The 23,227-nt window shown below is 43.7% G+C and carries 20 protein-coding genes and 1 tRNA gene; 16 read left to right on the top strand and 5 right to left on the bottom strand.

Translation table 11 applies throughout. The features are described 5' to 3' along the window. Positions 1-176: 176 nt before the first annotated feature. On the bottom strand, positions 177-3,974 hold the full coding sequence (gene metH, locus AAEY79_RS08080; RefSeq protein WP_352287977.1) for a methionine synthase: 3,798 nt from the start codon (positions 3,972-3,974) through the stop codon (positions 177-179). A gap of 583 nt (positions 3,975-4,557) precedes the next feature. Between metH and AAEY79_RS08075 the strand changes: the two genes are divergently transcribed. Both AAEY79_RS08075 and AAEY79_RS08070 read left to right on the top strand, forming a co-directional pair. Continuing rightward, the gene (locus AAEY79_RS08075) at positions 4,558-5,112 is read left to right on the top strand and encodes a fasciclin domain-containing protein (RefSeq protein ID WP_201575551.1); all 555 of its coding nucleotides are present in this window, start codon (positions 4,558-4,560) and stop codon (positions 5,110-5,112) included. A 465-nt stretch (positions 5,113-5,577) separates the two neighbouring features. Then, positions 5,578-6,192, top strand: a complete 615-nt coding sequence (locus AAEY79_RS08070) for a fasciclin domain-containing protein (protein WP_173240191.1) — start codon at positions 5,578-5,580, stop codon at positions 6,190-6,192. A gap of 443 nt (positions 6,193-6,635) precedes the next feature. Here the strand turns inward: AAEY79_RS08070 and AAEY79_RS08065 are convergent, their stop codons facing one another. Then, complete coding sequence (locus tag AAEY79_RS08065; protein WP_201575549.1) at positions 6,636-8,183, bottom strand: sodium:alanine symporter family protein; 1,548 nt, start codon at positions 8,181-8,183, stop codon at positions 6,636-6,638. A 1,000-nt stretch (positions 8,184-9,183) separates the two neighbouring features. Between AAEY79_RS08065 and AAEY79_RS08060 the strand changes: the two genes are divergently transcribed. The 4 genes from AAEY79_RS08060 (at position 9,184) to AAEY79_RS08045 (ending at position 13,010) form a co-directional block, all read left to right on the top strand. Beyond that, on the top strand, positions 9,184-9,816 hold the full coding sequence (locus tag AAEY79_RS08060) for a LemA family protein (RefSeq protein ID WP_201576561.1): 633 nt from the start codon (positions 9,184-9,186) through the stop codon (positions 9,814-9,816). Between the two features lie 230 nt (positions 9,817-10,046). Beyond that, positions 10,047-11,240 (top strand): TPM domain-containing protein, encoded by a 1,194-nt coding sequence (locus AAEY79_RS08055; RefSeq protein WP_350587736.1) that lies wholly within the window; start codon positions 10,047-10,049, stop codon positions 11,238-11,240. A gap of 73 nt (positions 11,241-11,313) precedes the next feature. Then, positions 11,314-11,838 (top strand): TPM domain-containing protein, encoded by a 525-nt coding sequence (locus tag AAEY79_RS08050; RefSeq protein WP_201582312.1) that lies wholly within the window; start codon positions 11,314-11,316, stop codon positions 11,836-11,838. A gap of 173 nt (positions 11,839-12,011) precedes the next feature. Further along, a complete protein-coding gene (locus AAEY79_RS08045) occupies positions 12,012-13,010 on the top strand; it encodes an adenosine deaminase (protein ID WP_201582307.1) in 999 nt (332 codons plus the stop codon). A 97-nt stretch (positions 13,011-13,107) separates the two neighbouring features. Here the strand turns inward: AAEY79_RS08045 and AAEY79_RS08040 are convergent, their stop codons facing one another. Next, complete coding sequence (locus tag AAEY79_RS08040; RefSeq protein ID WP_352287972.1) at positions 13,108-13,908, bottom strand: NAD-dependent deacylase; 801 nt, start codon at positions 13,906-13,908, stop codon at positions 13,108-13,110. Positions 13,909-13,943: 35 nt separating this feature from the next. Between AAEY79_RS08040 and AAEY79_RS08035 the strand changes: the two genes are divergently transcribed. Continuing rightward, positions 13,944-14,312 carry a hypothetical protein gene (locus AAEY79_RS08035; RefSeq protein ID WP_201576569.1) on the top strand — a complete coding sequence of 123 codons (369 nt, stop codon included), beginning with the start codon at positions 13,944-13,946 and terminating at the stop codon, positions 14,310-14,312. Positions 14,313-14,572: 260 nt separating this feature from the next. Here AAEY79_RS08035 and AAEY79_RS08030 read toward each other — a convergent pair. Then, positions 14,573-14,649, bottom strand: a tRNA-Arg gene (locus AAEY79_RS08030). 381 nt (positions 14,650-15,030) lie between these two features. On the opposite strand from AAEY79_RS08030, the gene AAEY79_RS08025 reads away from it, so the two are divergent. The 9 genes from AAEY79_RS08025 to AAEY79_RS07985 all read left to right on the top strand — a co-directional run bounded on the left by AAEY79_RS08025 (position 15,031) and on the right by AAEY79_RS07985 (position 21,368). Then, on the top strand, positions 15,031-15,696 hold the full coding sequence (locus tag AAEY79_RS08025; protein WP_227687539.1) for a cytochrome c5 family protein: 666 nt from the start codon (positions 15,031-15,033) through the stop codon (positions 15,694-15,696). 251 nt (positions 15,697-15,947) lie between these two features. After that, entirely contained in the window at positions 15,948-16,910 is a 963-nt protein-coding gene (locus tag AAEY79_RS08020) for an ABC transporter ATP-binding protein (RefSeq protein WP_025652154.1), read from the top strand. A gap of 32 nt (positions 16,911-16,942) precedes the next feature. After that, entirely contained in the window at positions 16,943-17,716 is a 774-nt protein-coding gene (locus tag AAEY79_RS08015) for an ABC transporter permease (RefSeq protein ID WP_025652155.1), read from the top strand. Between the two features lie 80 nt (positions 17,717-17,796). Then, complete coding sequence (locus AAEY79_RS08010) at positions 17,797-18,648, top strand: hypothetical protein (protein WP_101211296.1); 852 nt, start codon at positions 17,797-17,799, stop codon at positions 18,646-18,648. Then, positions 18,649-18,792 carry a hypothetical protein gene (locus AAEY79_RS08005; protein ID WP_156915615.1) on the top strand — a complete coding sequence of 48 codons (144 nt, stop codon included), beginning with the start codon at positions 18,649-18,651 and terminating at the stop codon, positions 18,790-18,792. Further along, entirely contained in the window at positions 18,777-19,070 is a 294-nt protein-coding gene (locus AAEY79_RS08000; RefSeq protein ID WP_201582303.1) for a hypothetical protein, read from the top strand. Before AAEY79_RS08005 ends, AAEY79_RS08000 begins: the two co-directional genes overlap by 16 nt. Positions 19,071-19,097: 27 nt before the next feature. Next, positions 19,098-19,943, top strand: a complete 846-nt coding sequence (locus AAEY79_RS07995; protein ID WP_350587732.1) for a hypothetical protein — start codon at positions 19,098-19,100, stop codon at positions 19,941-19,943. 63 nt (positions 19,944-20,006) lie between these two features. Next, entirely contained in the window at positions 20,007-20,882 is an 876-nt protein-coding gene (gene queF, locus AAEY79_RS07990) for an NADPH-dependent 7-cyano-7-deazaguanine reductase QueF (protein ID WP_201575543.1), read from the top strand. 84 nt (positions 20,883-20,966) lie between these two features. Further along, positions 20,967-21,368, top strand: a complete 402-nt coding sequence (locus AAEY79_RS07985; RefSeq protein WP_201566314.1) for a lysozyme inhibitor LprI family protein — start codon at positions 20,967-20,969, stop codon at positions 21,366-21,368. A gap of 85 nt (positions 21,369-21,453) precedes the next feature. Here the strand turns inward: AAEY79_RS07985 and AAEY79_RS07980 are convergent, their stop codons facing one another. Further along, the gene (locus tag AAEY79_RS07980) at positions 21,454-23,172 is read right to left on the bottom strand and encodes a proline--tRNA ligase (RefSeq protein WP_101211300.1); all 1,719 of its coding nucleotides are present in this window, start codon (positions 23,170-23,172) and stop codon (positions 21,454-21,456) included. Between the last annotated feature and the right edge of the window lie 55 nt (positions 23,173-23,227).

Here is a 23,227-nt window from a genome sequence, read left to right as displayed (position 1 = left end):
TGCTTTGTACTCAACAAAAAACTTGGTAATCCGCCTCTTCAGTTTGATTTGCTTATTTCAAGTTGAGAGTGGGGTATATAAGATGAATGCATTGAGAACTCTATAATTGTACAAACCTTGAGTTGGAAGAGCAGAGAGTAGGATTGGCTTTAAAACCAATCCTACTCAAAACCATCTTACAAATTCGGATTTAACCACTTCTCAGCCGTCTTCATATCCCAGCCTTTACGCTCAGCATAACTCTCTAACTGATCACGGCCGATTTTTCCGACGTTGAAGTATTCACTATCAGGATGCGAGTAATAAAAGCCGCTGACCGATGAGCCCGGCCACATTGCATAGCTTTCCGTTAATGTCGTACCGATCGCATCGGTAGTACCTAACCATTCGAATAGCTTACCTTTTTCCGTGTGTTCCGGACAGGCAGGGTAGCCAGGTGCTGGACGGATACCGACGTATTTTTCTTTGATCATCTCATCATTGGTTAGGTTTTCGTCAGCCTGATAGCCCCAATAGTCTTTACGGATCAGCTCGTGCAAATGCTCCGCAAAAGCTTCTGCCAAACGGTCTGACAAAGCCTGCACCATGATAGCGTTATAGTCATCACCAGCCGCTTTATACTTTTCAGCGAGTGCCTCTGTACCCACCATCGATACCGTAAAGCCGCCCAAGTAATCAGTACACGACTCTGATGGCGAGATAAAGTCAGCCAAGCTAAAGTTTGGCTTGCCGCTGGCTTTGTCACTTTGTTGACGTAAGTGCTCAAACTGATATTCTGCTGTGCCGCCCTCAGTCGGCGCTTGATCATAGACGGTGACAGTGTCGGCAGCCGTGCGACGGGCTGGCATCAATTTAAACACGCCCTTTGCCACGACTAACTTTTCATCAATTAGCTTTTGTAGGATGTCCTCGGCATTACCAAACAGATCACGAGCCGCTTCACCAACCACATCATCTTGCAGAATTTTGGGATATTTACCTGTCAGTCCCCAAGATATAAAGAACGGTGTCCAGTCAATATAAGGCAGCAGGTTGGTGATAGGGTAGTCGTCAAATATTACTTGTCCTAACTTATTAGGGACAGGCGGCGTATAGTTTTCCCAGTCATATTGAAAGCCAATCTTAACCGACTCAGCGTACGATATCTTAGCGGCTTTGGGCTGGCGCTTGGCCAGACGCTCACGCACTTTAATGTATTCGGCGCGAGTATCATCAATTAACTGTACACGGTTCTCTTTAGAGAGCAGCTTGGTGACCACGCCGACTGCACGTGAGGCGTCGGATACATAGATGACGGCATCGTTTTGATATTGCGGCTCGACTTTGACCGCAGTATGCGCTTTAGACGTCGTTGCCCCGCCAATCATCAGCGGTAGGGTCATGCCGCGTTCTTGCATTTGCTTGGCGACATAGACCATCTCATCGAGGCTTGGGGTAATCAGACCCGATAGCCCGATGATATCGACTTTTTCGGCAATAGCGGTATCGAGGATCTTATCACACGGCACCATCACGCCTAGATCGACGATGTCATAGCCATTACAGCCGAGTACCACGCCGACGATGTTTTTGCCGATATCATGGACGTCGCCTTTGACGGTCGCCATAAGGATTTTACCTTTGACCTCGCCTTCGACTTTTTCCGCTTCGATGTACGGGTTCAGCCACGCTACCGATTGTTTCATCACCCGTGCCGACTTGACCACTTGCGGTAAGAACATTTTACCCGAGCCAAATAAATCACCGACGATATTCATGCCGTCCATGAGTGGCCCTTCGATGACATCGAGGGGTTTGGGGTACTTCTCCCACGCTTCTTTGGTATCGGCTTCGATAAAGGTAGTAATGCCTTTGACCAATGCGTGCGCGATACGGGCTTCTACCGTGCCTTCGCGCCAGCTCATGTCGACAGTGCTGTCTTTTTTCTTACCACCGTCTTGGTAGTTTTCAGCGACCGTCATCAGGCGCTCAGTGGCATCTTGACCGGTTTCGCCTTGATTGCGGTTGAGCATCACGTCTTCGATGGCATCGCGTGCTTCTTTAGGGATGTCATCATACAGCTGAAGCATGGCAGGGTTAACGATACCCATGGTTAAGCCATTTTGAATTGCATGATAAAGGAATACGGAGTTGATGGCTTCACGAATCGGATTACCACGGAAGCTAAACGAGACGTTAGAGACGCCGCCCGATACCATGGCATTGGGCAGGTTATCGGTAATCCATTTGGTCGCATTGATAAAGTCTGCGCCATAATTGTTGTGCTCAGTGATACCGGTGGCGACCGCAAAAATATTCGGGTCAAAGATGATATCTTCTGATGGAAAGCCGACTTCATTGACCAAGACATCATAGCTGCGCTGACAAATCTCAGTTTTACGCTCATAAGTATCGGCTTGTCCGTCTTCATCAAAGGCCATGACGATAATAGCGGCGCCGTAGCGCATACACAGTTTGGCGCGTTCAACGAACTCAGCATGACCTTCTTTTAAGGAGATAGAGTTGACGACAGATTTGCCCTGTGTGCGCTTGAGACCTTCTTCGATGATGTCCCATTTAGACGAGTCAATCATTAAGGGTACACGGCTGATATCCGGCTCGCCTGAGACCAAGTTGACGAAGTGAATCATCGCCTGCTTGGAGTCGAGCATGCCTTCATCCATGTTGATATCGACGATTTGCGCGCCGCCTTCGACTTGATCGCGGGCAACATCAAGTGCTTCCGTGTAGGCTTCGGTTTTAATCAAACGTAAGAACTTCTTCGAACCGGTGACGTTGGTACGCTCACCGACGTTGACGAATAAGCTCTCAGGCGTGATGGTAAAGGGCTCAAGTCCAGATAAGCGGCAGGCAGGCGCAATCTCAGGAATTTCGCGCGGTGGATATTTTGCCACCATATTAGCGATTTGGCGGATATGCTCAGGCGTCGTACCACAGCAGCCACCGACGATGTTTAAGATACCTGCTTTGGCAAAGCCCTCTAGCAGGGCCGTGGTTTCCTCGGCTGTTTCATCATACTCACCAAACTCATTCGGCAGACCGGCGTTCGGATGCGCGGAGACATAGGTATTGGCGATATTAGACAGCGTTTGAATATGCGGACGCAGGGCATCAGCACCAAGTGCACAGTTAAAACCGACGGTTAAGGGCTTAGCATGGCGAATCGAGTTATAAAAGGCTTCTGCCGTTTGACCAGATAGTGTACGACCTGACGCATCAGTAATCGTCCCCGAAATCATAATCGGTAATTCAAAACCGATATCATCAAACACCCCTGTCACTGCAAAGATGGCAGCTTTGGCATTGAGCGTATCAAAAATAGTCTCGATTAGGATGAGGTCGACACCGCCTTCCATGAGCGCCAGTGTGGCTTCACGATAATTAAGCACCAACTCATCAAAGGTAATGTTACGAAAAGCAGGGTCGTTGACATCAGGAGATAGCGAGCAAGTTCGTGACGTTGGCCCTATGACTCCAGCGACGAAGCGTGGCTTGTCAGGCGTCTTGGCAGTGTATTCGTCAGCCGCTTCACGGGCAATCTTGGCAGCCGTCTTGTTCAATTCTGGCACCAGATACTGCATATCGTAGTCGGCCATCGACAGCCGCGTACCATTAAAGGTATTGGTCTCGATAATGTCTGCGCCAGCGGTCAGGTGGTCGCTATGAATCTCTTTGATCATCTGCGGCTGCGTGAGTACCAACAGATCGTTATTACCGCGTACGTCCTGCTCAATATTAGCGAAGCGCGCCCCGCGATAATCAGCTTCTTCCAGCTTATAATTCTGGATATGCGTGCCCATCGCGCCATCGAGCATCAAAATCCGTAAAGCCATTTGCTTGGTAATACGCTCGCGAGCGGTGAGCTGCTGTGCCTTGTAAGGAAATACCTCAGGCGGCGTTAGGACAAAATCGTTCGGAGTGGTGTTATCGTCAGCTGAGGTATTATCTGCTTGAGTAGCGGTTTGTAGTGTCATAGAAGGACTGCTTATATCGTCAATATTATGATAGGGAAGAAGAAAAGCGTTGGGAGCCATTCAAAGTAATAAATAAAAATTACACGCTTAAAAAGAGAGAAATATACGTTATTTTAGCATGAAAATTCGTCGTCTCGAGGGATTGTAGCGATTGCTGTTTTGGCGATACCAAAGCGTGATGTTGTCTCCTCAGCATTCGCTTGCTCATGCTACTACGACATGGACTAAAGTGTATGACATAAAATACTAGGGGACAAATGAATATCATTTCGCTTAAAGATTACATAAAGCTTTGTTTTTAAAATTAAAGTCTATTAAGCCACCTAAAAGACTGACATAAATTACATACTCATGACAAAAATAGCGTAAAAGTGAACTAATAAGGATGCTCTATATGTTAATTTGATTTCAGAAGTATTGACTTTTAGTAAGAACTGCTTACAAGCAAATGTTAATTATTTTTATTTAGTAATCATTATTAATACTTACCTATGCCAGTGCCAGCGAATTTTAAGAGTTAATTATCTACTCGTAAATTAGTAATACAATAATCAAGAATGATTCAATCATTAAGGACAATGTTATGAAAATTACCAAAATTGCTACTATCGGTACATTAGCGCTTTCGATCGCGGGTTTAACGGCTTGTAATAATATGATGCCTACTAAAAGCGCAGAGATTAAAGCACCCATGCATAGTCAATCTATGGCAAAAATGAATGTGGTACAAATTGCCCAAAGCAACCCAGACTTCTCGCTATTAGTTGAAGCAGTACAAGCGGCAGGCCTCGCGAGTGCCTTGTCTGATCCTAATGCCAACTATACGGTATTTGCTCCAACCAATGCCGCGTTTATGCAAGCATTGGCCGAAACCAAAATGACCAAAGCGCAGTTATTTGCTAATAAGCCACTGTTGACCAAAATTTTAGGCTATCACGTGATCAACGGCAATATGGCGATGTATGCCAAAGATGTGAAGCCTGGCAATGTCATGACCTTGAGCAATGATACCTTGATGGTGACCCCGAAAGGCCAACTAATGGATGAGATGGGTCGTACAACTAATATCGTCAAAACAGATATTGCCGCTACCAACGGTGTGGTGCACGTGGTTGATAGAGTATTGATGCCAAAATAACTTTTGATGTCATGATTGTTGACAGCAATGTTTATTAAAAGCAGTGCTTATTGAAATCAGTACTTATTAAAAGCAGTGCTCACTTTTTGTCTTTTTATATGATGACGCTGGTACTCGTACCAGCCATCGTTTGTGCAAGCTGATTATTAAAGATATTTTTAACGCTAATCTTTACTTCAATTTTTGTTTAAACGTTACTTTATAAACGTTATTTTATCAATAATGGGGTAGTACACGTGATCAATACAGTGTTGCTACCTAAATAAGCATGAATTGCAGATTAATCAGTTAAAATCGTATTTATTGATATGGCAGAACTAATTTTAATACATGTTTAGAGTTGGCCAGTTGATTACTGAGACTTATTAATCGCTGACTGTTATCTTCATTAATGCACAAGTCACTTTAATAAGCCGCTTTATTAACTAAGCCCATAAACTAATTAACATCTACAAGGATATACCCATGTTAAAGAAGAATTTACTATCTATCGCCGTCGTTACCGCAGCAATGTCACTAGCCGCTTGTAATGACAAAGAAGCTGTTACTGAACCGGTAGAGCCTGAAGCCACGACTGAAACAATGGCTGAGCCTGAAGTCATGGTTGATCCAGCTGTAGAAGCAGAGCCTATGGCTGACCCAATGGCAGATACCATGGCGACTCAAACGATTGCTGAAATAGCAGCGGGCAATGAGAACCTAACTATCTTGACCGCAGCGCTTCAAGCCGCTGGCCTTGATACTATGTTGATGGAAGACACCAAATACACCGTATTTGCTCCAACTGACGACGCTTTTGCTCCAGTACTAGAGAAGTTAGGCGTGACTAAAGAAGAGTTACTCGCTAACACCGATCTACTCAAAAAAGTACTTCCTTACCACGTAGTAGATATGGAAGTTAAAGCCGCTGATATCCCTTATGGTACTGATATCAAAACCGCTAACGGCGCAACGATTTCTATCAGCGATGCTAATGTCATTACTGATGCGACCGGCGGAACGGCCAACATCACTGGTACTGATATAATGGCGACTAATGGTGTGGTACATACCATCGATGCCGTATTAATGCCTGAGTAAGTTGTACTATCTGGCTTATGTTTAGGTAAGTATAAGCACTTTTATACGCCGACTAACATAAGCTACTAGCAATACCTAAAAAGCCTAGCCGCTGCGCTGGGCTTTTTTTGTGCATGCATTTTTTTGTCCATACATAATGCCATGATGCTTCTGTCATTTAACCATATAGTCAAAATACCCTAAAAGCGCGACGCTATCAGCAGTGCCTCATGGTTCGATATTACTTTTCACTAACTATAGATGCTTACACTCATAAGAAAATACGCTCATAAGAAAATACGCTCATAAGAAAATACGCTCAAAGCCGTTATTAAAGCTATGTTTGCCTTTGCTGTTTTTTACTTTAATCACTCCAAACTTATAAACCAAAAAGCCCGAGACAATGGTCTCGGGCTTTTTTACTTTTGCTTAATAAGAGTGAACAGTAGGCACATCAAAGAACGTTATTTATGCTCTTTACGTAATGGATCTGCTGCCATTCTTTGTTGCTGTTTAAGATGACGCTCTTCCCAATAAGGGGCGTTTTTGATACCGAATTTGGCAGGATCAAAAGTATAGTCCGTAACACCCGCTTTAAGCTGTGCTTCGTAGTCTCTAAGCATAGTAAGCGTTGGACGAGCCACAAAGAAGATAACCAAGATACCAACAATATTGAGCCAAGCCATGAGGCCAACACCAATATCACCAATAGCCCAGATATAGCCTGCTGAGTTAAGACCACCGTAAGCGACCATCACCATGATAAGCACTTTTACTAAGAACAGACCAGTCTTGTGAGCGCCGCGACCGATAAAGCGAGTCAAGTAAGTGACGTTCACTTCAGCGATGTAGTAGTACGCTAAGATGGTCGTAAAGGCGAAGAAGAATACGGCGATAGCAATAAAGGTATTGCCATAAGTACCATAAACAGATTCCATTGCCATTTGCGTAAAGGCTGGTGAACTGATTTCCACACCAGCGGCAACATTCTGTACGATGAACTGACCATCTGGAAGCGTGCCTTGAATGTTGTACATACCAGTAGATAAAATCATAAAGGCAGTCGCAGAACAAACGAGCAACGTATCGACATAGACCGAGAATGCTTGTACTAGGCCTTGCTGTGAGGGATGCTGAACTTCAGCAGCGGCCGCAGCGTGAGGACCTGTGCCCTGTCCAGCTTCGTTAGAGTAAATACCACGTTTGACACCCCAACCAATAGCAGCACCAAAACCGGCTTGTGCGGTAAAGGCATCACCAACGATCATACCAAATACATCTGGAATCAAGCTGACATTGCTGAACATGATAATCAAGGCTAGAGCGATATAACCTAGTGCCATAAAAGGCACTGCGTATTCAGTAAAGGTTGCAATACGCTTGATACCACCAAAGATGATGATACCTAAAACCACTAGAATGATTACCAAGGCAACTAAACGCATAGAGCCTACTTCTAAGGCTCCGATGTTCATCATAGTACCTTCACCCATTACCTGAGCAAAAGCATTGATAACACCGTTGGCTTGAACGCCTGGTAAGAACATACCACAAGATAAAATAGAAGCGATAGCGAAGAGGATGCCGTACCACTTTTGGCCTAAAGCGCGCTCAAAGTAATAAGCAGGGCCACCACGATATTCGCCAGTAACGATGTCTTTTTCTTTATAAATCTGTGCAAGCGTTGACTCAACGTAGGCAGTAGAAGCGCCTAAGAAGGCCACAATCCACATCCAAAATACTGCACCTGGGCCACCGAAGCCGATAGCAGCAGCTACCCCAGCGATGTTCCCCATACCCACACGTCCTGCGAGCGAGACGGCAAGTGCCTGAAATGACGAAATACCATCAGCACTGGACTTACCAGTAAACAGTAGCTTGATCATTTCACCGAATAGACGTACTTGTACAAAGCGCGTCATAATGGAATAAAACAGACCCGCGCCCAGACACAGATAGATCAGTGCAGGACTCCAGATAATTCCGTTTACTAAATTGACTAAACCTTCCATATATATATTCCTAATACTGTCTCGAAGTGGCTATTAATGCCGGCGTCAACCAATCATGTTAGTGGTTCACTTATCTTGCCTGCACAGACTTAAATATCTCAGTTAAGTCTTATCGGTACTTAGCCACTCAGAATGGACTGTAGTTGTCTGTATTTATCCGCTTGGCCTATTCGCAACACTGACCATGTGTATACCGCTCATTAGAGTCAATTTTAAAATGAGCTGCAGTTGCAATCCTTTGCTGTATTTATTATGCGGTACATCTTGTCATTACATCATCGACGTAAGAGCTGTTATCAATGGACCAGCGGATAAAACAGTCGGTTGTGTAATTAAATACTTATCGTTAAAGTGATAGCATTCAACTTGCTATGAGTCGTATCGATTGGCTACACTGGTAAAGATCTATCAACTTGTCATCTAAGATTGTGGCAGGCCGTTAACAGAGTTAATGAGACGTTCATAATCCTTTAATACTAAACGAACGATAAGTCCACTACCAAATGTATTCAAACCGTACGGCTACGTAACTGCAATTTGCCATATTTTTGGCGCAATTACTAGAAATTTCTTCATATTATTAAGGATATATTCATATTTTATTTGCTATAGCAAAGTTTAAGGAATAATAAGATATTAGCAGTAGACAAATGCTGTGTGGGCTTATTGAGTAATAATGGCTATCAACTGAGTAATAATGACTATCATTATGAATCGAGGGTATTATCAATGTGAAGCATTGGGCAAACATGCTTTGCGGTTGTGTTTTGGTAACGATGAATTGTAAAAGGTGGCTTATATCGCCATTATTGGCAGGATATCTTGTAGGCTATTAGTATTAACCGTCACTCATTGCTAGCATTATCTATATTTTAAAGGTGGCCAGCAGTTGATAGACTGGATAAGTAGCGGCACAAGATGGTTAAATAAACGGTTATATCCGTTATAAAAAAACGTGTTACTAGGTATTTGTTATTTATCACTATTAGGAGAGACAACGATGACGCGTAAATCCATTGTAAAACCCATGTTGCTATCAGTAGTATTAGCGACTTCTACCGTTGGTTTGACGGGTTGTGGTTATAACAATCTGCAAGCTCAAGATGAGCAGGTAACGGCTTCGTGGTCAGAAGTGGTCAACCAATACCAACGCCGCTCAGACTTAGTGCCAAACTTGGTCAAGGTCGTACAGCAATACGCAGAGCAAGAGCAAGAGGTGTTTACCCAAGTTGCTGAAGCGCGCTCACGTGCGGGTGGTATTACCGTGACCCCTGAGGTGCTCAATGATCCTGAAGCGATGGAGCGTTATGCGGCTGCACAAGAGCAGATGACCGGTGCCTTGTCACGTCTAATGGCGGTCTCTGAGCGTTATCCTGAGCTAAAGTCAGATGCCTTGTTCCAAGATTTGCAAGCACAGCTAGAAGGCACGGAAAACCGTATCGCCGTTGCTCGTAACCGTTACATTCAAGAAGTACAAAGCTATAATACGACGGTACGTCAGTTCCCAACCAATATCACCGCCAAAGTATTTGGTTTAGATGCCAAGCCAAACTTTAGCGTTGCCAACGAGGACGCTATTTCAACCGCACCCAGCGTCGATTTTGGCGACGACGATGCAGCGACTGCTCAGTAAAGTAAGACGCATAATATTGGTAGCATAAAATACATTTGCAGCATAAAGATAAGTGATGATTGAGGTAAAGCGGTGTTTGACGCTTTACTTTTGGCGTTAATGCTTAAAACATAGCAGATGAGTCAGCAGAGAAGTTTAGTAGTCATTAACGTAGCAACCATTAATGTAGTATTAATTAACGTAGCAACTATGCATTCAGCAAAAACGGCACTTGAGGTGGTATAGATTAGATGAATCATTCAAAAGCACTCTTATCAGTATTACTATTTACGCTGAGCATCAGTAGTGCGCCAGTGCTGTATGCGGCACCCAATGATACGGCAGTGGCTAGTGATAGTGGCTCAAATAGCACCTCGAGTATCCAACAAAATCGCAGCGTCGAGGATTTGGTGGCGATAGCCAAAGCAGGCGAGTCTAACGAAGCGATTAACGAGGCGGTTTTAGGTAACGAAGCGATTAATGGCGCCCTACTTGGCAATGATGCAATCAATCCTAATGCGGCTAACAGTGACACGGCTAATAGTGAAAATCCAGCAACACGAGCGCCTGCTAAGCCAGCTGTCCAATCAAGCGCTGAAAACGTCGATGCGGATAAGCTGATATTAAATAGTCCTGTCGTTGACCAAGCCAATATCTTGAACCCGCAAGAAAAACAACGATTAGAGGCGCAGCTACGGTCGATTTATCAGCAAGGCTTGGCGCAAGCAGCTGTGGTCATTGTGCCAACAACCAATGGCGTGCCAATATTTGACTATGCCTTACAAGTTGCAGAGAAGTGGGAACTTGGCAATAAAGACATCGATGATGGTTTGCTAATGGTTGTGGCGGTCAATGATCGTGACATGTATATCTTAACCGGCTATGGATTAGAAGGAGTGCTACCAGATGCCGCCGTCAATCGTATTATTCGTGAAGACATCACGCCCCTGTTTAAGCAAAACGACTATGGTGCTGGGATATTAGCAGGCGTTGGGGCGCTTGAAGCGCGTCTTGGTGCTGATCCTGAAGTGTTGGCGCGCGCTGATGCACAAGCGGCTGAACGCAGTCAAAGTCAAAACGATGTTGGTGACAGCCCATCGCCTGTTTTTTTATTCGTCATGGCGATGATATTTGGTAGCTTTATCACCAGTATTTTTGGTCGCATCTTTGGCTCTATCTTGACTGCTGGTGGTTTCTTTGCTGGCTCGCTGGCACTGGGCGGCGGCTTCTTTATGACCTTAATCATGGCGATATTTATATGGCTATTCTTAATCTCGCGTGGCTCCGGCGGTGGTCGTGGCGGACGCGGTGGTGGCGGTCGTAGAGGGGGCGGCATGATTTTCTTGCCCGGCATGGGCGGCGGTAGCGGTGGTGGATTCGGTGGCGGCGGCTTTGGCGGCGGCGGTGGTGGATTCGGTGGCGGCGGCGCAGGCGGTTCGTGGTAAATCGCTAGTAGGTGCTAAATAGAAAAACACACTAAATGACCGTCAGTAATGATTTACTTGAGGAAATAATATAATGGCACAAAACAACTCGTCACAGACAAGCTTTGCGCGCTGGTGGCGTCAAGTACTGTTTGTCCCTTTGCTACATAGCAAATGGCTGACAGCCGCAGCCAAAGCTCGTCTGACAGATAAGGTGACTAGCGCTGAGCGTGGACATCGCGGTGAGGTGTTTTTAATTATAGAAAATCATTTACCGATTCAGGAGGCTTTCCATATCGACTGTCGCGAGCGGGCGGTGGATTTATTTAGCGAGTATCGAGTGTGGGACACCGAAGAGAACACCGGCGTCTTGGTTTATGTCAATATCTGCGAGCACCAATTAGAGATAGTCGCGGATCGTGGTATCAGCACTCACGTGAGCCCCACAGTCTGGCGGGCAATGTGTGAAAAAGCCGTGTCTGGCATCGCTAATAAAAACACTGAAGAGAGCTTGGCTGAATTGTTAGACGAAGTTGGACAAGTCCTGCGTCAGTACTATCATCTTGAGCATGACCCCGCAGGTAATGAGCTGTCTGATACGGTAGTATTTTTGAAATAGTTTTTATGAACTGGCATTTATAAATCAGTCTTTATAAAATAGTTCTTATTAGTGGCAAAAACAGCTTAGCGTTTGTCCATAGGGTTTTACGGTAAATTGAAATATAATACTGACTCTAAAACAGCGGGTGCTGACCAAGAGGCATCTCGATAAAAAACCACTACTGGAACACTATGATTGAGTTAATAAAGAAACTGCCAAAAGCGGAGCTGCACTTACATATCGAAGGCTCACTTGAGCCGGAGCTGATGTTTAGATTGGCGAAAAAGAATCAAATAGAGATTTCTTACACAGACATAGAAGACGTACGCCGCGCCTACAACTTCACCAATCTACAAACCTTTTTAGATATCTACTATGCGGGTGCCAATGTTCTCATCACTCAAGATGATTTTTATGATTTAACGTGGGAATATATTCTTAAGTGTGTTGAAGACAACGTCATTCATACGGAGATATTTTTTGATCCACAAACGCATACGGCAAGGGGCGTACCTTTTGCAACCGTTATTACTGGCATCAAAGAAGCGCTTGCCGATGCCAAAGCACAATATGGCATCACTTCTTGCATCATCATGTGTTTTTTACGACATTTATCGCAAGCAGAGGCGTTTGAGACCTTAGAGGAGGCGCTGGCGTTTAAAGATGACATCATTGGGGTTGGTCTTGATTCTGCAGAATTGGGCAATCCGCCTGCCAAGTTTAAGGACGTTTTCCAAAAAGCCAAAGAAGCGGGCTTTAAATTGGTTGCCCACGCTGGTGAAGAGGCAGACTTTACTTATATCTATGAAGCCTTGGATTTATTAGAGATAAATAGAATTGATCATGGCGTGCAATCGATAAAAAGCCCAGAGCTGATGCAACGCTTAAAAGACGAGCAAATGCCGTTGACGGTTTGTCCGAACTCTAATATCGAACTCAAGGTGTTTGAAACCTATCAAGAGCACAATATCAAAGAACTGCTAGATTACGGTCTAAATGTCAGCATAAATTCTGACGATCCAGCGTATTTCAAAGGCTACATGAATCAGAACTTTATAAATATATGCGAAAACTTACCGCTGACAGAAGACGATGTGGTTACTTTGGTAAAGAACGCCTTTCATTCTTCGTTTATCAGCGATGAGTTAAAAAAGGAATATGTAGCAAAGGTGGATCTTGCTTTGCAATAAGCAATGATTGAAGAAGTTTTTATTCGCTAGGGCTTAACGGTTGATGTCAATTGTTAAGCCTTTTCTTTTTATACGAGATGCTTCTAGGGTCAAGCGATTACAGCGCTGTGATTTTTTTGATTAACAACGGCATAATCACACCGGCTTTTTCTACCAAGGTAATATCAACGATGGCGTTCGGCGTTGGATCAGGATTTATTTCGATAACGTTAGCACCATTTTGCTTGGCCAATTGTGCAAGCCCTGCCGCAGGGTAGACCAAGCTCGATGTGCCAATACTGATAAATACCTCACAATTCGCCGCCGCCTCTTCAGCGGTTTGCCATGCTTGGACTGGCAGTGCTTCGCCAAACCAAACGATATCTGGTCTGATATAGCCCTCGCAATGTGGGCAGTTAATTAGCGTCTCACTATAATCCATAGTGTCAGCGCTGCTATATGAGCCTCTAGACTGCTTTTTATAGGGTGCATCGCATTGACTACAACGATTGGCCCACAGATTACCATGCAAATGAGTCACGCTACTACCAGCCTGCTCATGTAAGTCATCGACATTTTGGGTGATGAGTGTTACCTGCTGGTCGGTTGATTGGCTATGGTATTGCCACTGCGCTAAGGCCTCATGAGCAGGATTCGGTTTTTTGTCCGCGACCAATTGTCTGCGCCACTGATACCACGACCATACCAGCTTTGGGTTGCGAGTGAACGCCTCGGGTGTCGCCAAATCCTCAACGCCGTAGTTCTCCCACAATCCTGTTTGTTTATCTCGAAAAGTGGGAATACCGCTTTCTGCTGAAATCCCTGCGCCCGTTAAAATGCAGATGCGTTGTTTTGAGTCCAATAGTTTGGCGGCAAGCGCTACTTCAGCTATTAACGCTGGTGGTAATTCTGCTAACATGGCATAACCCCTGCTTACAATGGATGCATATTTATATGATAGATGGAATTTGGTGGCTTGTCATATTGCTAGCCGTGGTCGCAGCCCTTTGGCTGGTCGCAAAGACGCGAGGCGCAAAAGCGGATGAGACCTTTGATAATAAATCACCCAAAGGCGCGAAAAAACCTAGTAATGACGACCTACAAAAAACAGCGGTATTGATTAATAACTATTTTCCTGACTATCGCGTTAACCGTAAGGCCAATCATCTAGTTATCAGCGAGCAAAACAAAAAGATTGCGATGATTACTATTGATAAAAAAGTGGCCGCTGGTCAACGGCGTCTAGGCGACGTACCCGTGATTAATTACCACCGAGTCCCCAACCGTGCCCAATTAACTGCAAACTTACAGGATGCAGAGTAGTGTCAGTCATACAGTTTTATAAATAGGCAATCAGGCAGGCAAGTAGGAAGGCAAATTGCGGCTCAATTAGAAGATGACATATATTGAATAGAGGTTGACAACGATATGTACAACATTTTATAGGTGTTAATACATCATAGTTAATAACAGCTAAAGACGCAGAGCGTTGCTGTTAAAGGTTTTTGGAAGTGTTAGTAGGTAGGGTGCTAGAAGTATTAGGAGGTAATGCTAGGGAGAGATGAAATATCATTCATAAGAAGTGGTGCGCTCGGCGGGAATCGAACCCACGACCCTCGGCTTCGGAGACCGATACTCTATCCAACTGAGCTACGAGCGCATAATACGAGTTGACTGCTAGGTTGCTCAATACTGCATACTACGTTTAATTGAGTATTATTGACAGGGCAGTCTGTCGAAAAATAAAGACCGCCTAGTCTAACAAATAAAAGCCAGAAAGCCAATGAGCGAAGGCTGCTATTGACGCTTTTTAAGAAAAAACAAGATAGTCATTAAACAGGCATGGCAATTTACCTGCCTTTTCCCTTATAATGTCAGGGACAATTCATATTTATAATCACCGATTACAAGTGCGCTTGCAGGCGGGATGGCTGTTTGCTATTGATGACGAGGTGTCGTCAAAGGAGGATAAACAGAATGTCCAAGTCATGCGAGTCCTTGTATCTGTAATAAGAGAACGTGACGAATGAGAAAAGTAGTGATGTTATCGGCAGCTGCCATTCTAGGAATTGCTAGTATCGCGGTGAGCCAAGCGGAAGATGTTGCAGATACCCCTGTAACTGTCTCTGATGTAGCAGAAGCGCAAGAGGTGGTCGAAAATGCGCCACAACAGCTCGGTGATGATACCCAAGCTGCTGCCGATACTACAGATGACACTGCTGCAGCTGATGCGAGCGTGACAGCAGACGGCACCACAGATGACGCTGCGGCAACGGAAGAGATGGCCGCTGCAGCGCCTGCGGCTGATGAAGAGCCTATTCCGCAAGATACGCCGCAAGTACAAAAGCTCATTGCCCTATATCCTAATTTGATTGCGCGTATTCAGCCTGTTGCTACAGTATGTTTCGAAGACGATGAAGTTTGTGATGTAACCGCACGCTCATCAGGTCCTTCGGCAGGGGATGGCCCTCGTGATGGTGCTGCTGTTTATAACGCTGTTTGTCAGACTTGTCATGCTTCAGGTTTGCTTGGTTCACCTATGTTAGGGGACGCAGGGGCTTGGGGACCACGTATAGCAAAAGGTAAAGATACTCTATATACCCATGCGATCAACGGCTTCAACGCGATGCCTGCTAAAGGTGGTGCGGATATTCCTGATGAAGAAGTTCAAAATGCAGTAGACTATATGGTTGGTGAAGCCAGCTAATCATTACCAAGCCATTATGGGCGGTGATACATAGCCTATTGAATTTTTAAGATACTCATTGATTAAACGCCTATTTCATTTAATGAGGTAGGCGTTTTTTTTGATGATGAGTATTATTAATATGGTACTTCTCACATAATGCAGTTGAAATGTGGTGTTGATAGCCTCACTTTAAGACATTAAATCGTACCTGCTAAAATATTCTACAAAGCAGTTTTGATGTAAATTTTATAACAAATAAAGAGGTATTCATGTCTGAAGTACCAGCGCTATCTATTCAGAACTTATCCAAAACTTATGATAACGGGTTTTCGGCATTAAAAGATGTCAGTTTAACGGTGCCACAAGGTGGTTTTTTTGCGCTACTAGGACCGAACGGTGCTGGTAAATCGACGATGATTGGCATTATTAGTTCATTATTTAAGCCAACCAGCGGCAGTGTAAATATTTTTGGTGTCGACTTATTAGCCAATCCTTCGGTGGCTAAACAGTATCTTGGCGTCGTCCCACAAGAATTTAACTTTAACATGTTTGAAAAAGTAGAAGATATTCTGATAACCCAAGCAGGTTATTTTGGTATTTCTGCCAAAGAGGCAAAGCCACGCGCTGAGCGCTTGCTAAAAGCATTGGGTCTCTGGGATAAACGTGATAGTAAGTCGCGGGAGCTGTCAGGCGGTATGAAACGTCGTTTAATGATTGCCCGAGCGCTGATTCATAAGCCTAAGCTATTGATTCTCGATGAGCCAACCGCAGGGGTCGATATTGAGCTGCGCCGTTCTATGTGGGAGTTTATGCAGCAGATTAATGTCGAAGAGAACACCACGATTATTCTGACGACCCATTATCTTGAAGAGGCTGAGCAGCTGTGTAAGCGCATCGCTATCTTGGATCATGGTGAGATTCGAATCAATACAGATATGAAGGATTTGCTGGCGCAGTTGTCGGTCGAGACCTTTGTCTTTGACGTCTCGGCGCCGCTTGAGCATCCCTTGCAACTGACGGGCGTGACTGAAGTGGTGCAACCAGATGATCTCACGCTTGAGGTAACCTTAACAGAAGGTGAGTCATTGAATGGCGTGTTTACGCAATTGTCCGAGCAAGGTATTACTATTGCCAGTATGCGTAATAAGTCTAACCGTTTAGAAGAGCTGTTTATGCGCCTTGTCGACCAAAATATTCAGAATCAAGACAGTATGAAGGAGTCAGGACTATGAATCAGAAAATAGTAGTAGACCCTAATGACAGTATGTCATGGTCCAAAAAATGGATTGCTTTTCGGACGATATTGCTAAAAGAAGTACGCCGAATTTTGCGTATTTGGCCACAGACTTTGTTGCCACCCGTCATTACTATGACGCTCTACTTCGTTATCTTTGGTAAAATGATAGGCGATAGAGTAGGCGAGATGGGCGGTGTACCTTATATGCAGTTCATCGTCCCTGGTCTTATTATGATGGCCGTGATTACCAACAGTTACTCTAATGTGGTCTCTAGTTTTTTTAGTGCCAAGTTTACCGCGAGTATTGAAGAGCTGTTAGTCTCTCCTGTCTCCAAGCATGCTATCTTAATGGGTTACGTCAGCGGTGGTATCTTCCGTGGTTTGGCCATTGCTATTATTGTCTCTATCGTCGCGCTGTTCTTTACCGATCTTGGTATTGAACATTTATTTGTGACGATATTTACCGTGCTTGGTACTTCGATACTGTTTTCGCTGGGCGGCTTTATTAATGCCGTTTTTGCCCGCTCATTTGATGATATCTCTATTATTCCGAGCTTTGTATTAACGCCTCTTACCTTTTTGGGCGGCGTCTTTTACTCAATGGAAGGGTTATCAACATTTTGGCAAAACGTCTCGTTACTCAATCCCATTGTCTATATGGTGAATTCGTTCCGCTACGGAATTTTGGGCTATTCTGATGTCAACGTCTGGTATTCAATGGCAGCGATTTTTGTATTTTGCGTGGTGTTTTATGTCATCTCTTATCGTTTACTAAGCGATGGCTCGCGTGTGCGCTTGTAGTTAATTTATCACCTCGGTAACTTGTCATCAGTATACCGATAGTCTTATTATAAAAGCCTAACATTGTTGGGCTTTTTTTTATGTTTAAAACTTCACTAATACACAAGTTTTTTATACTAGCTGCATTAAGTAGCTTTTCCATTACTGCTATCGCGGCATCGTTCGCGACTACCGATGATTATGATTGGGTGGTTATGGAGAAGCCTCTAGATCCTGCATCTTATAAATATGACTGTAATCATGATTACAAATATGAGACTCATGCGGCTCTACAAAATTGCCTTTATAACTTGCGAGAAGATGTTGATAATGCGTTTAGTAAGCAGTGGGGGATTGACGACAGAGTTATTCGAGAAAGAAATGCGATTTATATTGACGTGCCTAATCGTAAACACCCACTAGTATTGGTTGATTATTCCAGTCCTTTTGAGACCGATTTCAATGCTTATTATTCATTAAAATATTATGATAAATCGCGGCAATTACTGACCATACATCAAAGCTTTTATGAATCAGAAACTCTGACAGTGGTCAATTTGAAGACTGGGTTTTGGCAAGATTTTGATTTTAGGAAGCTAAGTGTTTCGCCTGATATGAGATATATCGTAGGGTTTGAAAGCGAGATGGGCGCTACTGAAAACATTAATATTTGGGCACTGCAAGATAGTGGTTACTATGAAGGCTACTATAAACAAGTCTATAGCAGTAGTGACGATTCAAAAAACTACGACAGTCATAAAAATTTTTATCAAGCGGACAAAGCCAAGCTGGTTTATGATGCCGAAACCCTTACTTGGTTGAATGATAGTAAATTTTATGCAGATTATTTTTATAAGCTAAATGAAAAGGATTCCGCAGCTTTTCGAGTGCGTTATACCTTTATTAAGAATGCCTCAACGGATAAGTGGCAGCTACATGCAGGTGATATATAAATGATCGCTATTTCTCGTTATATAAAAACAGCATTGACTGTCGCAGGACTATTTATATTGACCACAATAGCAGCCTTAGATGCACAGGCAGCGCCTTTAGCTTTAGAGCCATCGACAAGTGAGGAGGTATGGCTAAAGATATAATGTTATGGGATCGTCAAAAAGCTAACAATGACGGACGCTATACAATGGTATTTGGTAGTAATGAATTATATGAGCAAAATGATAATGAGGACAAAAAACATGAGGTGTACGAAGCGCGAGATATCAGTTGGACAAGCGATAATAAAATCAACGTTGATTTTTATTACAGAGTCAATCCCACTGACACGGTAGCATTTCGCGTGCGCTATATTTATGCGGCTGACAATAAAGAAGGTAAATGGCAGAGAGTTTCAGCTGATGCTAATACCAACGATTAAAAAATAATAAAAAGGTTTAACTCTCATATGCAAGTAACTCTACCAGTAGCCCATTCAATTCGCATCTGTATGATGAGTGCAATACTGCTAATGCTATCAATGCTATCAATGCCAGCGCAAGCAGAACTGCCCAAAGCGACAATGGATGACTATGTTTGGAAAGCACTAGACAAGCCCATTTATCCTAACTGGGGTAAGGATTGCAATAGTAAGGATGAGCGGATTTATCAAGATTGCTTAGATAAAAGCTTGATGATTTATAATCAGAAACTCATTAAGAAATGGCACTTATCAAAATATGTTTCTCGTCAGTTAAATAAAACTATTATCACACTGCCCAATCATACAAGTCCTATAGTATTGACGGACGATTTTGCAGAAGGAGAAAAAGAGCTTAGATATGTTTATCTTTTAGACCATTATGATGCAGATAAGAACTGGCTTTATCTATCTGGGCAAATCTATGAGATTAACAATACAGTATTGATTGATTTAAATTCAGGCTTCAAGCAAGAGTTTGAAGGATCTCATTTGACGTTTTCACCAGGTATGACTTATGCAGCTACAGTTAAAGTTGAGTTTCCAGGAGAAGAAAATGTCATGATCTGGAAAAAAGATAAGAGCGGTGCTTACCAGTATGACGAAAAAAATAACAGGGATTACGATAAATTCCGACAACATTTAAAATTTTATAATGGTAGCAAAGATAATCCAATGGTTCACAAGGTAGAGGTTGAATGGATTACCAATGAGAGCTTATTGGTAGATTTCTATTTCAAAATGAACGATAGCGATACTGCTGCTTACCGAGTACGCTTTAACTATGTAAAGACAGATTCTGCATCAGACTGGCAAATGATTCCCATAAAATAGCCCATTGCTGTAAAATGACTGGTTGTTATTTCATTATATTTAAGCATGAAAGGTAAGTAACTTATGAGTATTCACGGTATCTTGGGTGAGCAAACTACTGACTATCCAACTGAGTATAGTCCAGAAACCTTATATCCTATTGCCCGCAGTATGGGGCGTGATGCCATTGGCTGGCAAGATGATAAGTTGATGGTTGGCATCGATTGGTGGCAGGCATTTGAGATGTCTTGGTTGAATCCGCAAGGACTCTCGCAAGTGGCTATCGCACGTTTTGGTATTCCTGCTAGCTCGCCATTTATCGTCGAGTCAAAATCACTTAAGCTGTATTTGAACAGTATCAACTTTACCGAATTCCCTAGTTGGGAAGCTGTGCAAACGCTGATTGCTAAAGACTTATCGGCATGCGTACAAGCAGAAGTGCAAGTTGAGCTGTTTGGCTTAGATGATAATCTTTATGATAAGACATCAGAGTTATTGATTGCTCAGCCTGAGGGTGCGTGTATTGATGACGCGCTTGCCAATACTAGCGAAAAGATTGCATTATGCGAGCATCCTGATGCATCTTTATTGAGCGATGCTAGAACGAATGCTCATTCAGAAATTGCCAGTGCTCAGCCTTATACTTTTTATTCTAATTTACTGCGTAGTAATTGTCCGGTGACCAATCAGCCAGATTGGGGTACATTGGCGGTTTCGATGACCAGTGATAAGACAGTCGACGACGCTGGCATGCTGCGTTATATCTTAAGTTTCCGCCAGCATAATGGTTTTCATGAGCAGTGTGTCGAGCAGATATTTGCTGATTTAAGCAAACAGTATGAGCCAAGCGAGTTGATGGTTCGTGCGTGGTATACGCGCCGCGGCGGTATCGATATCAATCCTTGCCGTGTGAGTGATATCCGCTTATTACCACAGCCAAGCCGCTTGATTCGTCAGTAGACTAAGAGTACTTGCTAATACTCATCAAATGCGTTTATATACTTATTTAGGCAGATATTATTTTGCTTTGCTTGGGAGGTCAAGATGAAATGGGCAACTGGTTTTTTGACGGCGCTAGCGGCAGCTGCTTTGTCTATCTCTCTCATGCAATCGGCACAAGCGGAGTTTATTGAAAATCAATATAACTGTGAAGATGCTTATATGGAAGTGGCTTATGATTGTGGTAATGATGCGATTATAGTCGAAAAAAATCGCCTTAATAAAATTTATATGAGTGCTTATCGTACTTTGAATACGACACAACAACAGCAGTTGGACAAAGAACAACGTATATGGTTAAAGAGTCGCAGCGATAAGTGTGACTTTGAATACGACGGTCCAATGAATAATTCTGTGGTGTACGCCCAGATTGGCGCTAATGTTTGCACCGCTAATGAGAGTCAGAAACGTAGTAAGGTGATTGCTAAAAAATATAATATCAAATAACAATTTTCATTTTTTAGAAGTAAAAAAGCGCCTATCTCATTAAATGAGATAGGCGCTTTTTATGGCACAGTTTTTACGAGTAAAACTATTTGCCGCTTACTTTTGCTATTACTTCTTCACGGCTTAGCATCTGCTTTTCTGTCTCACGGCGATTGACGTACTCGTATTTGTCCTCTGCAAGATTGCGATCAGAGACGACGATACGGTGCGGAATACCAATCAATTCAAGATCAGCAAACTTAACGCCAGGACGCTCGTTACGGTCATCGAGTAGCACGTTGATACCTTGAGCCTTTAACTCGTCATACAGGGCAGTAGCGGTCTGCATGACGGTCTCTTCTTTTGACTTCATCGGTATGATAGCGACTTCAAAAGGTGCAATCGAATCGTCAACGGTCGGCGTTTTTGGCCACATGATACCGTTTTCATCGTTATTCTGTTCGATAGCAGCAGCGATAATACGGCTGACACCAATACCGTAGCAACCCATCATTAGAGTGACTGGCTTGCCATCTTCACCAGATACGGTCGCATTCATCGCTTGCGAGTACTTATCACCGAGCTGGAAGATATGACCCACTTCGATACCGCGTTTGATTTTTAGACTGCCTTTACCATCAGGAGAAGGGTCGCCTTCTTGCACGTTACGCACATCAACAATACGTGTGATGCGAGTATCACGTGCCCAGTTCATACCGATGGTATGTTTATTGACTTCATTCGCACCGCAGACAAAATCTGATAGTGCTGCTGCTGAACGATCGACAAACACCGGCATATCTAAGTCAACACCGATATAGCCTTTATGCAAACCTGCGGCTTTTAGCTCTTCATCAGAGGCCATAGTCAAAGGGACGTTGGCTTCTTCGATTTTCTCCGCTTTAATCGTATTTAATTGATGATCACCGCGCAGTACGATCGCTATAAGCTGTGGCTCATCATTCTCATTATGACCATGGACGATTAAGGTTTTAACCGTAGTGGCTAATGGAACATCCAAATGTTCAGCAACCATTTTACAACTGGTCATCTCTTCAGTTAACACGTCTTCGCGTTCCATTTTGGGTGGCTGCCGCTCAGCAGTGCTCACCGATTCTGCCAGCTCAACGTTCGCTGCATAATCAGAAGAATCTGAAAAGGCGATATCATCTTCACCGCTATCTGCTAAGACATGAAACTCGTGCGACGCAAAACCACCGATAGAGCCAGTGTCTGCTTGTACCGCGCGAAAATCTAAACCCAAACGGGTAAAGATGCGCGTGTAAGCGTCATACATATCATGATAGGTCTTGGCCAATGAGGCCTGATCAACATGAAATGAATAGGCATCTTTCATAGTAAATTCGCGTGCGCGCATCACACCAAAGCGTGGACGAATCTCATCACGGAATTTGTTTTGAATTTGAAAGAAAGTAATCGGTAGCTGTTTATAACTACGTAGCTCGCCTTGCGCAAGATTAGTGATGACTTCTTCATGGGTCGGACCAAGCACAAAGTCGCGATCATGGCGGTCTTTAAAGCGCAATAGCTCAGGGCCGTAATCATTAAAACGACCGGTCGTTTGCCAGAGTTCTGCTGGCTGAGTCATTGGCATGAGCACTTCTTGCCCGCCAATATTCTGCATCTCTTCACGAACAATACGTTCGACTTTTTGCAAGACGCGTAGCCCCATGGGCAACCAAATATATAACCCAGAAGCGATTTTACGAATAAGACCGGCGCGCACCATTAATTGGCTTGAAGCGATATCGGCATCACTTGGGGTTTCTTTTAGAGTAGCAAACAAAAATTGACTGGCTTTCATAAATAAAGCGTAACCTTATCAACGATAAAAAATAAGAAGTAGTAGGATGTTGAGC

It is taken from the genome of Psychrobacter sp. GW64-MNA-CIBAN-0177 (assembly GCF_040309585.1).
Taxonomy (GTDB): domain Bacteria; phylum Pseudomonadota; class Gammaproteobacteria; order Pseudomonadales; family Moraxellaceae; genus Psychrobacter; species Psychrobacter okhotskensis.
This window is presented reverse-complemented; position numbering and strand designations above follow the sequence as displayed.